The organism is Arenibacter catalasegens, from assembly GCF_002909235.1.
GTDB classification, from domain to species: Bacteria; Bacteroidota; Bacteroidia; order Flavobacteriales; family Flavobacteriaceae; genus Arenibacter; species Arenibacter catalasegens.
In genome coordinates this window covers 122,321-135,346 of record NZ_PHQQ01000001.1, presented here as the reverse complement: position 1 = coordinate 135,346, position 13,026 = coordinate 122,321, and the positions used below count along the sequence as shown (strand labels likewise).

Below are 13,026 nucleotides of genomic sequence, written 5' to 3'. Positions count from 1 at the left end.
ATTATTACTTAAATTAAATCGTGATTGCAATGTGCACAAATAGCATAATCTAACTTATTTTACCATAAAAAGAGCATTGACGAAAAAGAGTTTTCCATTTTCCCAAAAACCGCGAAAAAGGGGGTTGTCTACCATGTAAACTACCTGTCCCTTGCCAAGTTTTTCTACTCCGAACACTAATGTGTTCGCAATTTTTTTCTTTGCTTCGCTTCCAGCGAAACCAGAAATGGGAGTTGTGTTTTTCTCTAAATAAGCGACAGTGCCCGAATCCAAATTTTCATAGGCGTCATCAGTTAATTTAAGTGTAAAATATTGATCACCGTAACCATAGGCCAAAGGGTGTGTTGGGTCTACTTTGGTGTTGAAAATTGCTCCTGTAATCGAGTTTTTGATGTCTTCGCGCTCAGCCTCTTCGTAAGGCAGTATAACTTCAGTACTATCTTTTTTGACTTCCTTTTCTTTTATTTTAAAACCGTGTTCTCCATTTATACCTTTTATGGCACCTTCCATAGCTATTAATTTTCCTCCATTTCTCACAAAATCCTTTAACTCCTCAAGTCTACTCTCATTGAAGAACTTAGTATACCATCCGTTTGGTAGAATAAGGACATCGTATTCGGATATATCCATTTCATCATAATATTCAGTATCCAAAATGGTCAGCGGAAAGTGGAGCTGTTGCTCAAAAAAGTGCCAAATTTCCCCAAACTCAAGGGTGCTTGTAGGTTCACCGGATAGCATGGCTATTTTGGTGTCCGTAATCATAGGTACGTAGCTGGAGCCAAAATCATTTCCTTTTTCCACAAATCCGGTATTTGTCGGTGTTAATAAGGTTTTATTGTTTTTGGCCACCCTTCTTAATGTCTCTACGAAGACATTGTAATTTTTGTTGTCACCTTTGGTGATGATTAAGCTTCCCCGGTCAAATTCTTTACCTTCCAAATGAAATGGATTTTTGGCAAACCGAACTCTGATATTTTCCTTCATTAAAGCTGTTAAAAAACGGGCATCCTTCATACTGGACCAGTCGCTTATATAGGCATAATTATCCTCGGGGATATAGTCTCCTTTCGGTGGGGAAACAGTCCAATTGGCAGGCGTGTTCGAATCGACCAATGTTAGGGAAGCAATAGCCTCCAATCCATAGGCATAGGGTAAGGACCATGCTGTAATGTCATAGGTGAGCGAATCGCTGAGTTTGGTATTGGGTTCCATAAGTACTTGCGCCAAGGTGCCTTTAGCTTGATTAGTAGAGACTACTAAACTAGTTGGGGTCGTTTTTAATGTCCCCAACTTTCCAGAATTGTACAAGTAGCCTTTAACGGTACCTTCCTTGGCCCAGCCGTATTTAATCTCATGGGATTCAAGTAGTTTTGTAAGGGCATCAATTTTATCGGGATCACCGTTCATTACATAACTCATATATTTGAAATTCTTTTTCTGATAGAACTTCTTGAACTCCTTATTTAATTTTTCTACATTCTTGGAGGCTACTTCTACTGTAGAAAGGCCTGTAGTAAGATGATGGGCTATACGGTCTTGAAGCGTAAGCGTATCCCCAATAAGTGTTTTTATTCCCAATCCGGCATGTCCACTGCCACCCTGTTCATAGGTCATTCCGATGCCTCCATTATAAGTGGGATAGGTGTCACCATAACTAGGATATAAAAGGTCGAAAACTTCTTTTGTGAAATAAAACCAGCCATTGGCATCAAAGTATTTAGCGTGATTCTTACCTATTGTTACCTGAAAATCGCGCTGAAAATTAGTTACAACTTCATGAAAGGGTTCTGCGGCCGGGGCAAAATAATAGGGGTTATTAACTCCTTGTTCATGAAAATCTACATGTACATGGGGCAGCCATTGGTTAAATACCTTAAGGCGTTGTTGACTTTCTATTTGGGTGAGCCATGCCCAATCTCGATTTAGGTCGAACATATAGTGGTTAGACCGCCCGTTCAACCAGCCCTCATGGTGTTCCTTGCTATTAGGATCTATATTATTGGGCGTATTTTTAAACTGATTGTACCAGTTAACATAGCGATCCCGTCCATCTGGATTAATGCAGGGATCTATAATTACTACAGTGTTTTTGAGGTAGGAAGCTTTAACCGTCAATAGCTCATAAATGGTCTGCATGGAGGCTTCGGTGCTTGCACTTTCATTTCCATGGACATTGTAACTTAACCATACTATGGCTTTTGTTGGTGAGCCTTCGCCTATGGTGTTCTTTAGGTGCTCTGCTCTAATAGACTCCAGGTCAAGAATGTTTTCGGCAGTAGAAACATAGGCTACGTACAAGGGTCTTCGTTCGTTGGTTTTTCCGTATTCTACCAATTTCACTCGATCGGGAGCATTGTCAGCCAAGTATTTATAGTAATCCACCACTTGATGGTGCCGTGTGAATTCCGATCCCAAGCCGTACCCCAGAAATTCTGAAGGAGATTGTAAAGTCTGGGAAATGCCTAAGGTTGTAGTAAGTAGAATAAAGGTAAATAGAAGTTTTTTCATCAAAATACATTAATATGCTTCAAGTCAAATCTAAGGATTATTAGTGATATTAATTCAATTCTATTGGTGGGTGCCATGTTTGGGTTTACCAAGGCAATGCCCTAAAAGCTATTTTAAAATTGAAAATTAAACTTCTTAACGTATTTTTAGGAACTGAAAAAAGGGATAATTTTATCTTTACCAGCTATTACCAATATTTCTATGGAAGTCGAAGGCATACCCTTTAAAAAAACTGGTTATTTTTCTGAATTAATTTGCGACTATCTGGATGGCAAAGAGACCTTGTCGCCTTTTTATGGCAAACCTCCCCAAATAAATCAATTTAAGGAACAGATAAAAGCCAAACAAAATTTCCCGCAGGCCCATCGGAAGGTTTTACATTCGGTACTTAAAGAACAATATAATAGTGTTAGCATATCCGAGGATACCAAAGTAAATATTTCGCTCTTAAAAGAGGCCTCTACTTTTACGGTTGTTACCGGACATCAATTAAATTTGTTTACAGGCCCCCTGTATTTTCTTTATAAGATTATTTCTACCATTAATCTAACCAAGGAGCTAAAACTCTCCAATCCCGAATGTAATTTTGTGCCTATCTATTGGATGGCCACTGAGGATCACGACTTTGATGAAATTAATTATTTCAATTTTAAAGGAAAGAAATTACAATGGAATAAAAAGGCCTCCGGTGCGGTAGGACCAATGGAAACAGATGGGTTGGAAGCTATTTTAGAGGCTTTTTCCAATGAAATGGGGAATAGCATCAATGGCAATAGGCTAAAGGAATGGTTTTCCAAGGCCTATTTGGAACACGATAACCTTACGGATGCCACACGCTTTTTGGCCAATGAGCTTTTTGGCGAACACGGGCTGGTAATTTTGGATGGAAATAATGCCGAATTAAAACGTTTATTACAACCCTATGTAAAACGGGATTTGTTGGAAAATACTTCGTATAAAAAAGTAATTGCAACTATAGATGAGCTTCAGGCCTTACCAGAAAGTTATGGTATTCAGGTTAATCCAAGGGAGATAAATTATTTTTATTTGATCGATGGTGTCCGTGAAAGGATAGTAGAGCGCGATGGCAAATTTTATGTAAATGACACTAAAATCGAATTTAGTCAGGCGGAAATATTGGCCGAACTGGAGAACTACCCCGAACGTTTTTCACCCAATGTAATTGCCCGACCTCTGTACCAAGAAGTTATTTTGCCCAACCTCTGTTATATAGGTGGCGGAGGGGAATTGGCGTATTGGTTGCAGTTGAAAGCCATGTTTGAAGAAATGAAAGTGCCGTTCCCTGTCTTATTACTTCGTAATTCGGCATTGGTAATTACAGGGAAACAGATGGAGAAATTACAACGGATGAATATTTCCTTAACGGATATATTTCTAAAGCAAAGTAGTCTTATCAATAAGAAGATTAGGGAGATTTCTAATATTGATATAGATTTTACCCCACAGAAAAAATATTTGGAGGAGCAGTTTAAAGGATTGTACGAGCTGGCTTCACAAACCGATGCATCTTTTCTAGGTGCCGTAAAAGCTCAAGAGGTAAAGCAATTGCAGGGATTGGACCATTTGGAGAAAAGGTTGCTGAAAGCGCAAAAGCGAAAGTTGGAGGATCATGTGATGCGTATGACCGAGATTCAGAATCAGCTTTTTCCCAATAAATCGCTCCAAGAGCGAAATCTTAATTTCTCCGAGCTTTATCTAGAGTATGGCGAGCGATTAATTCCAAAATTAATGAAGGCACTCAGGCCTTTATCTGGAGATTTTTCCATTATTGAAATGGAATAATATATATCCTATTTTATCGGAGTGCGTGGAAAGTTAGTGAACAATCAAATGGTTATATTTGTTAAAAACAGACTATGTCCATGCACAAAGTAGATTTTGAAATGGTGGAAATGACCTTGGATGTCATGAAATACGCCATTGGACGCATTACCCATCCTGCGCCGGAATTGGGCAAGCCGAAAAAAGAAGAAGAGCTAAAAGCTTTAGTAGGAGAAACCGTAACTCCTGAGGGTATAGGAGGAGAAAGAGCGTTTCAATTATTCAAAGAAGTGCTAATTAAAGCTACGGTGCCCATTGATCATCCCAGACATTTAGCGTTTGTACCGGCCGCACCAACGCGCGCAGCGGTGATGTTTGACCTGGTAACCTCGGCATCCAGTATTCACGGGGCTTATTGGATGGAAGGGGCTGGCGGAATATTTTGTGAGAACGAGGCTATGAAGTGGTTGGTTTCCCTAACAGGTTTGCCCAAGGGTTCCTTTGGGGTGTTTACTAGCGGAGGTACTGCCGCGAACTTATCGGCCATGGTTACCGCTAGGGAAAATTGGCGCAAGAATCTTAATAATACCAATAAAAAAGGTTTAATAATCACTTCCTCTGGGGCCCATTCATCCGTAAAATCTATGGCCAAGGTAATTGACTGTGATGTTATTTTGGTGGAAACCGAGGAACAAATGACCTTTGAGGCCTTAAGAAAGAAAGTCGATTCCCTCGATGCCCAACAAAGAGATAGGTTGTTTGCGGTTGTTGGTACTGGAGGTACTACCAATGCCGGTATCATTGATGATCTGTCTGGAATTGCCGAAGTTTGCAATACGGAAAATCTGTGGTTTCATGTAGACGCTGCCTATGGTGGCGGGGCCTTGGCTTCCAAAACGGTTCGCCCCCTTTTTCATGGTATTGAACAAGCAGATAGTATTACCATTGATCCACATAAATGGCTTTTCTCACCGTATGATTGTGGCGCCATAATTTATAAAAATCCAGAATTGGCCAAGGAAGCGCATTCCCAAGAGGGTTCTTATTTGGAAATATTCAAGGATGAAGGTGCACATGGTTTTAATCCCTCGGATTATCAAATACAGCTAACGCGCCGGGTAAGGGGATTGCCGCTTTGGTTTTCATTGGCCATGCATGGAACGGATAAGTATACGTGGGCAGTGGATCAAGGTATTGAGTTGGCTAACTTAGCTGGGGAACTTATTCGTGAGCACCCCTTGGTTGAATTGGTCAGGGAACCTAGTCTTTCATGTGTGTTATTTCGAAGAAAAGGATGGTTACCCCAGGATTACACCAATTGGACCTATAAAAATCACAGGGAAGGGTTTGCATTGGTAACACCTACCAAGTATAAGCAAAAGGGTATTTATGAAACAGTGGCGCGATTTTGCTTTATTAACCCTGATACTACTGAGAAGGATATCTCTATGATATTGGATTCCATGGCTTAAGCTGAAGCGGAAAAATTGGGGATCTATTTAAGGTACCAAATACTCACTTTCCCACAGATTGCCAACTTTAGAGAATCGGACCCTGATATGATTGGGTTGACTTAATTTTAGATATTCAATTTTATAAGGGGTAATCTCCACTAGACAGAAATGATTTTCTTCACTAAGATATTCCAAATTCTGGGGATTAATTAAATTACTGCCTGGCGATCTAGTGGTAGTGTATTGTTTTTTTGCCAGTGTATCCAGCTTGCTCCAATATTTTTCTTTGGTGTCATTATCATCTTTAAAGGCTGCCGTACCTTCAATCTTTATTTGTATCAATTTGGATGGATGGTAAAGGAGCAGGCTTACCTTTTTGTTTTCTTTAATATGGGTAATTTTTTTAGAACGTTTATCGGTGTAAAAAGTTAGTTTTAAATCTTTGGAAACTTCCCTTAATACCACGGTACGCAGACGCGCTACCTGATCTAGGCCCACGGTGGAGAAGGTGAAAAATTTAAAAGGATGGTCTTTTTCTGTGGGCCCCTTCTGCAGCTCTTCCCTTATTTCTTGTAAATAAATGGTGGCCATGATATTGTTTTTTATGTTTTATTAAAGATAAAAATAAATGTTGGAGTAGGGTATTTCTTTTCTCAGTTGTTCTAGATATAAATTGCTATGAATTTGAAAATAATTTCGAATTAAATTGCGAGTAGTTAGTAAGAGTTAATTGGTTTAGGTTGATTTTGATTAGAAAGCCCGGTTGGTTACCGGGCTTTATTTTTGTGCTAATATGCTAACACTATACCAAACAAGCGCATTTTAAACGTATTCTAACCCCAAATTAAGGCACGGTCCAAGAATAATTTAATTTACTTTATAAAGAAAGAATCCCTTTGTTCTAAGGGCTATTCAGCAAATATTGGTGCGTAAACTTATGCTGTTTATAAGTTTTGTGATTATTAAACCACAAAGATACTTTTACAAAAATTTCAAATTACTATTTTTGCCCATGCAAAATAACGTCCTAATATTAGATTTTGGTTCCCAATATACGCAGCTCATCGCTAGAAGGGTCAGGGAACTCAATATATTCTGCGAAATAAAACCGTACAACCATTTGCCTAAAGATTTATCGGAATACAAGGCTGTAATCCTTTCAGGGTCACCTTTTTCTGTAAGGGCCGATGATGCTCCACATCCTGATTTATCCCAAATTAAAGGTAAAATGCCCTTATTGGCTGTTTGCTATGGTGCCCAATATTTAGCTCACTTTAATGGTGGCAAGGTAGCGCCTTCGGATACCCGTGAATACGGAAGGGCAAAATTGTCTTTTATTGATCATAGTGAATCCTTTTTCGAAGGAATTTCTGAAGGTAGCCAAGTTTGGATGAGCCATAGTGATACGATAAAGGAATTGCCTGCTGGAGCAATTAAATTGGCCAGTACCCATGATGTGGAGAATGCAGCCTATAAGCTAAAGGATGAAGAGACTTACGCCATTCAATTTCACCCTGAAGTGTATCATACTACCGATGGAAAAAGATTATTGGAAAACTTTTTGGTGCATATAGCTGGGGTAGCGCAGACGTGGACCCCGGATTCCTTTGTGGAAACCACAGTGGCCGAATTAAAGGCTAAAATTGGGAATGAAAAGGTTATTCTAGGACTTTCTGGGGGAGTAGATTCAACTGTTGCGGCAGTTTTATTGCACAAAGCTATTGGGAAACATTTGCATTGTATTTTCGTAAATAATGGACTACTTCGTAAAAATGAATTCCAATCAGTTTTGGATCAATATGAAGGAATGGGGTTAAATGTTAAGGGAGTGGACGCTTCGGCACGTTTTTTGGATAACTTGGAAGGAGAAAGTGACCCAGAAAAGAAAAGAAAAGCCATAGGTAGGGTTTTTATAGAAGTCTTTGATGATGAATCGCACTTGGTGGAAGATGCAAAATGGTTGGCGCAGGGTACCATTTATCCAGATGTTATTGAATCCGTTTCAGCCACAGGCGGTCCGTCGGCAACGATTAAAAGTCATCATAATGTAGGTGGTCTGCCAGACTATATGAAATTGAAAGTAGTGGAGCCATTGCGAATGTTGTTTAAGGACGAAGTTAGACGCGTAGGTGCCAGTTTGGGTATCGATAAGGAATTGTTGGGCAGGCATCCTTTTCCAGGGCCAGGATTGGCGATTCGAATCTTGGGAGACATAACTCGTGAGAAAGTGGCTATTTTGCAAGAGGTAGATGCCATTTTTATTAACGGTTTAAAGGAATGGGGCCTTTATGACAAGGTATGGCAAGCGGGAGCAATGCTATTGCCTGTTAATAGTGTTGGTGTCATGGGCGATGAAAGGACTTATGAAAAATGTGTAGCTTTAAGAGCCGTGGAAAGTACCGACGGAATGACAGCGGATTGGGTTAATTTACCCTATGAGTTTTTACAGAAAACTTCCAACGACATTATAAATAAGGTAAGAGGTGTAAATAGGGTGGTATATGATATTAGTTCCAAACCACCTGCAACTATTGAGTGGGAATAATTGGCTGGTTTGTATAGCGAATTCTAAATTTCCAAGTGTAACCTTAATATTTAATTGTTAGTATAACATTATGACGTTTGTTTTCGTTCTCAATTTTGTACTTGGCTTATTATTAATAGAATAAATAAAATCTATACTTGTGAAAATATATAGAAAAGTAATATTTACAACATTTTTTTTATTGTTATTGAGTATTAATGCAATAGCTCAAAAATTCACTACCCATTCCGTTAAAGCTGGTGAAACCTTGGAAAGTATCTCAAAACGGTACAATGTATCCGAGCAAGGGATATTAAATTATAACAAGGAGATAAAAAGGGGGCAGGCCTTGAGGGCCAATACCATCTTGGTAATTCCGTCAGCAAACGGTGGGGTGGTAAAAAAAGATAGTGTAAATGGGGTTTCTACCTTGTTGCAAGCGCTACAAGGAAATGAATCCGATCTACAACAGCAGCAACCTGTAGGCTATATTTCGCACAGAACCAAAAGAAAGGAAACTTTGTTCGGGATCTCCAAGAAGTATGCTATTTCTGAGGATGATATTAAGCGCTACAATAAGGAGTTGTATTCCGTACAATTGAAAAAGGGTATGATTCTTAAAATACCCAAATACAAAAGGGTTGACCCTTCTGACTTGGAATTCAATGAAGAAAATTATGAGATCTATACGGTACAGCCCAAGGAGACTCGTTGGAGTATTGCCAATAAGTATGGGATTACTATAGATAGTTTATTGGTGCTGAACCCCAAGTTATCCAAAATAACAGATTATTTATCCTCTGGTCAGGAGCTGTTGTTGCCGAAATTATTGGGCAGTTCTATTAAAGATCAAGAAACCCAATTGTACAATTCTTATACTGTTCCACCCAAACAAACTTTTTATAGTTTGGAAAAAAAGTTTGGCTTATCGGCCAATGAAATTATAGCCTTGAATCCCGAAATAAAGGAAAGAGGTGGCTTAAAGGAAGGAATGGTGTTGAGAATTCCAGTACAAAAGATAGAGACCGGCGTGGTAAATATTGATAATTACAATTTTTATGAGGTCAAACCTAAGCAGACTGAGTTTTCGCTTACCCGGAAATTTGGGGTAACCTATAAAGAATTATTGGATCTTAATCCAGAATTAAAAGAAGGGCTAAAGGCTGGAATGGTTTTGAAATTACCCAAGGCACAGACGGGTAATTTTGATGTGAAAAATGCGCTGATCTTAGATAAGATTAATTTAAGGGACAGTATCAATAGGCTAAACCATCCAAGAATATTATTTCTTTTACCCTTTAGGTTGGATAGGTTGGACTTAAAGGACAATGCAGCCACTAAGAATGCCATAGAAAATAGAAAAGATGTGAAATATAGCTTAGGTCTATATTCTGGTGCAATGGTGGCTTTGGATTCAATAGCCAAATTGGGAATCTCCGTAGATGTAAAAACTTATGATACGCAATTGGATCTGAACCGAACCAAGGGTATATTGCAAAAGGAAAATTTGATAGGCGTCTCTGCAATTTTTGGTCCTTTAGAACCCCAATCCCTAAAAGAGGTGGCAATGCAGGCTGCAGAATACGGAGTTCCAGTTGTAGCTCCATTGACCGAAAAAAGCGATTTAAGTTTAAACAATGTGTTTTTTGCCCTTCCTTCTGAAAAGGTTTTGGAGGATCATATGATGACCTATGTGGAAGGCTTACGGACCAAAGAGAATATTATTATAATTGCCGATCAAAAGAATAAGCCTACAGAATCCGCTTTGATGATGAAATTCCCAGGAGCTAAAATCGTCGCTTTAAAGGAAGATCGCTCTGTGGACATTGATAAAATCTCAAAGATTATGTCGCTTGAGAATGAAAATTGGGTGTTTTTGGAAACGGATCAGGCTAATGTGGTGTATCATGTAGGGTCCTTGCTCAACTCTTTAATAAACAAGGAAGTTAGCATCCGACTTTTCACTACTGACAAAAACAAGGCTTTTGATAGTGAGGTTGTTTCATATTCACACCTTTCTAATTTAAGATTCACCTATCCTTCCGCATCGCGAGAGGCCGAAGATAATGGTTTCTTAAATTCATATAGAAAAAAATATGGATCGGATCCTGATGCCTATGCAATTCGCGGCTTTGACCTTACAATGGACATGCTTTTAAAATTGGCTTATAAAAACGATTTGGTGATTGCTTCCAAGCTTATTGGGGAAACGGAATATATTGGTAACAAGTTTAACTTTAACAAAGACATCTCCTCCGGATATTTTAATAGAGCTTCTTATATATTAGGCTATGAGAATATGAGAATGGTAGAGCTTAAGGATTGAAGCCGATGACCTCTAAAGTGACCTATATTGGCGGACTTAGAACCAATTGTGAACATATTAGATCGGGCAATGCATTTATTACCGATGCTCCATTGGACAATCATGGACTGGGGGAAGCATTTTCCCCAACGGACACCGTAGCTACCGGCTTGGCTAGTTGCATGTTCTCTGTTATGGGAATAAAGGCTAGGAATTTGGAATTAAATCTCGAGAATTCTACTGCAGAGGTCACCAAGTATATGGAGACTGAACCGAGACGTATTTCTAGGATCGATGTTAAATTCCAAATGCCCCAAATCATCTCCGATAAACATAGGAAAATTTTAGAGCATTCTGCACGTTCCTGTCCGGTACATTACAGCTTGCACCCGGATATAGTAAAAAATATCACTTTTCAATGGGAACTTTAAAGACAATACTTGTTTTTGCTATAGGCCTCATGCTCAACTTGGGGTTTGGTCAAGAGGAGGAGATTATTGAATGGCAACCCGGTAAAAAATTGACTTGGGCCGATTTTAAGGGCAAGCCATCCAATATTTCCAATGCCGCTGCCATTACGGCAAGTGGAATTACCTACAGTTTTTCTGCTCAAGGAACCGCGGATAAAATGGAACTCGATTTCACGGTAAGCTGTCATTTTTATCCCAACAAATCTTGGTATAAACACAAACTTACCAATTCAACTGTTTTAAGTCATGAACAATTGCATTTTGATATCACCGAAGTTTACGCCCGTAAAATGAGGCAAGAATTGGCAAAGGCCAAATTCAATAAAAATGCAAAATCACAGGTGAAAGTGATATATAGAAATGTCCTTAAGGAATTAAATGATTTTCAAAATAAATACGATTCGGAAACCAATTATTCAAGGGATACGGTTCAGCAATTAATTTGGAATAAAAGAATCAAAAAAGCCTTAAACAATTAAAAGGAGACTTTTTAAAAAGTCTCCTTTTAGATCAATATCTTCTTTAAGATTCTAGATTGACATTCTGTTATACGTCACAAATGGTAACCCCTTCTTGTAGGGCTGCAATTTTATCGTCCCAAGTAGGTATAAATTCTTGTGCCACATGTCCTTTATATCCAGTAGCCAAAATAGCCTTCATGATAGCAGGGTAATATAGTTCCTGAGTTTCATTAATTTCATTGCGTCCAGGGTTTCCGCCAGTGTGGTAGTGTCCAAAATACTCATTGAAATCTTGAATGTTCCTAATAATATCACCTTCCATTATTTGCATATGGTAGATATCATATAATAATTTAAAATTATTGGACCCCAATTTTTTGCACAATTCCACACCCCATTCAGTGTGGTCGCACATATAATCTTCATGGTTCACTTTAGAATTAAGCAACTCCATTTGTATTACTACCCCGTGTTTTTCAGCCAAGGGCATAATCTGTTTTAATCCGTCTACACAATTTTGCAGACCAACAGCATCATCCATTCCCCTCCGATTGCCACTAAAGCAGATAAGATTGGTGTAGCCAGCTTCTGCCACTTTGGGAATCATATCTGTGTAATTTTTGATCAAGGTTTCATGGTACTTAGGGTCGCTCCAGCCTTCCGTAAGGCTAATTTCTGCCCCGTTGCACATGGAAGAGTTAATATTGTACTTTTTAAGTAACGGCCAGTCTTTAGGGCCAATAAGATCTATACTTTGTATTCCCAAGTCATTTAATGATTTTAGAAAATCTTCAAGAGGGATGCTACCATAACACCAATAGCAAACGCTGTGATTAATGTTATTTTGTAGCTTTGCCACTTTTTCTTTATTTGATTCCATTGCATTTCCATTTTTGCAAGCCAGCAAGCCCACAGATGCGGCCGCTGATGTTCCTATAAATGTTCTTCTTTTCATTGGTTTAATTGTATGTGTTCAAAGTTATGAGCTGTTTTCCGCTACCCCTTTTGGTCATATTGTCAAGGTTGTAGGGTAGATTAAATTTTATAGCCCTAATTCTAATAATAAGGCATATTTCGGGTTGTTTGGTTATAAGTGTAAAAAGTACATGTATAAAGATAAGTGATTTCAATTAAAATTACGCAATTTAGAAATAGAATGTTCAAAACATTAAGGTTTAAATGGGGGAGTAGATTTTGGTCAAATAATTGGGAAGCCGACCCGAAGATGGTATATTTGGATAGATTCTTGAATATGAATGTAGTTCCGGATAAAAGGCAATTAATAGAATTGGCACATTATAGAATGCCATTTGGGAAGTTTAAGGGAAGGTATTTGGTGGAACTTCCCGAACCATACCTGATTTGGTTTCAACAAAGTGGATTTCCAGAGGGAAAACTCGGAAATTTGTTAAGATCCATGTTGGAAATTAAAATTAACGGACTAGAGGGGTTAATTAGAAAGATTCAAAAAGATTTTCCTCAATATTAGCAGTTAATTGTTATAGCAATTCGTATTTTT

Annotated in this window: 10 protein-coding genes; 7 read left to right on the top strand and 3 right to left on the bottom strand. The window is 38.6% G+C overall.

Features of this window, described 5'->3' with window-relative positions:
* Positions 1–54: 54 nt before the first annotated feature.
* Positions 55–2,511 carry a M14 family zinc carboxypeptidase gene (locus CWD90_RS00580; protein WP_103473982.1) on the bottom strand — a complete coding sequence of 819 codons (2,457 nt, stop codon included), beginning with the start codon at positions 2,509–2,511 and terminating at the stop codon, positions 55–57.
* A gap of 201 nt (positions 2,512–2,712) precedes the next feature.
* Here CWD90_RS00580 and bshC point away from each other — a divergent pair, with 201 nt between their 5' ends.
* Together bshC and CWD90_RS00570 are read left to right on the top strand one after the other, a co-directional pair.
* Complete coding sequence (gene bshC, locus CWD90_RS00575) at positions 2,713–4,314, top strand: bacillithiol biosynthesis cysteine-adding enzyme BshC (protein WP_103473981.1); 1,602 nt, start codon at positions 2,713–2,715, stop codon at positions 4,312–4,314.
* A gap of 80 nt (positions 4,315–4,394) precedes the next feature.
* The gene (locus tag CWD90_RS00570) at positions 4,395–5,765 is read left to right on the top strand and encodes a pyridoxal phosphate-dependent decarboxylase family protein (RefSeq protein WP_103474226.1); all 1,371 of its coding nucleotides are present in this window, start codon (positions 4,395–4,397) and stop codon (positions 5,763–5,765) included.
* A 27-nt stretch (positions 5,766–5,792) separates the two neighbouring features.
* Here the strand turns inward: CWD90_RS00570 and CWD90_RS00565 are convergent, their stop codons facing one another.
* Positions 5,793–6,338 carry a pyridoxamine 5'-phosphate oxidase family protein gene (locus CWD90_RS00565; RefSeq protein WP_103473980.1) on the bottom strand — a complete coding sequence of 182 codons (546 nt, stop codon included), beginning with the start codon at positions 6,336–6,338 and terminating at the stop codon, positions 5,793–5,795.
* Positions 6,339–6,759: 421 nt separating this feature from the next.
* Here CWD90_RS00565 and guaA point away from each other — a divergent pair, with 421 nt between their 5' ends.
* The 4 genes from guaA (at position 6,760) to CWD90_RS00545 (ending at position 11,525) form a co-directional block, all read left to right on the top strand.
* Positions 6,760–8,292 carry a glutamine-hydrolyzing GMP synthase gene (gene guaA, locus CWD90_RS00560; RefSeq protein WP_103474225.1) on the top strand — a complete coding sequence of 511 codons (1,533 nt, stop codon included), beginning with the start codon at positions 6,760–6,762 and terminating at the stop codon, positions 8,290–8,292.
* A 139-nt stretch (positions 8,293–8,431) separates the two neighbouring features.
* Positions 8,432–10,597 carry a PBP1 and LysM peptidoglycan-binding domain-containing protein gene (locus tag CWD90_RS00555; RefSeq protein ID WP_103473979.1) on the top strand — a complete coding sequence of 722 codons (2,166 nt, stop codon included), beginning with the start codon at positions 8,432–8,434 and terminating at the stop codon, positions 10,595–10,597.
* Between the two features lie 5 nt (positions 10,598–10,602).
* Positions 10,603–11,007 (top strand): OsmC family protein, encoded by a 405-nt coding sequence (locus CWD90_RS00550; protein WP_103473978.1) that lies wholly within the window; start codon positions 10,603–10,605, stop codon positions 11,005–11,007.
* Positions 10,995–11,525: a DUF922 domain-containing protein gene (locus tag CWD90_RS00545; RefSeq protein WP_103473977.1), complete on the top strand. Its 531-nt coding sequence runs from the start codon at positions 10,995–10,997 to the stop codon at positions 11,523–11,525. The genes CWD90_RS00550 and CWD90_RS00545 overlap by 13 nt, the downstream gene beginning before the upstream one ends.
* 67 nt (positions 11,526–11,592) lie before the next feature.
* Here CWD90_RS00545 and CWD90_RS00540 read toward each other — a convergent pair whose 3' ends face one another.
* Positions 11,593–12,462, bottom strand: a complete 870-nt coding sequence (locus CWD90_RS00540; RefSeq protein WP_103473976.1) for a hydroxypyruvate isomerase family protein — start codon at positions 12,460–12,462, stop codon at positions 11,593–11,595.
* A 297-nt stretch (positions 12,463–12,759) separates the two neighbouring features.
* Between CWD90_RS00540 and CWD90_RS00535 the strand changes: the two genes are divergently transcribed.
* On the top strand, positions 12,760–12,996 hold the full coding sequence (locus CWD90_RS00535; protein WP_103474224.1) for a DUF3820 family protein: 237 nt from the start codon (positions 12,760–12,762) through the stop codon (positions 12,994–12,996).
* Positions 12,997–13,026 lie beyond the last annotated feature (30 nt).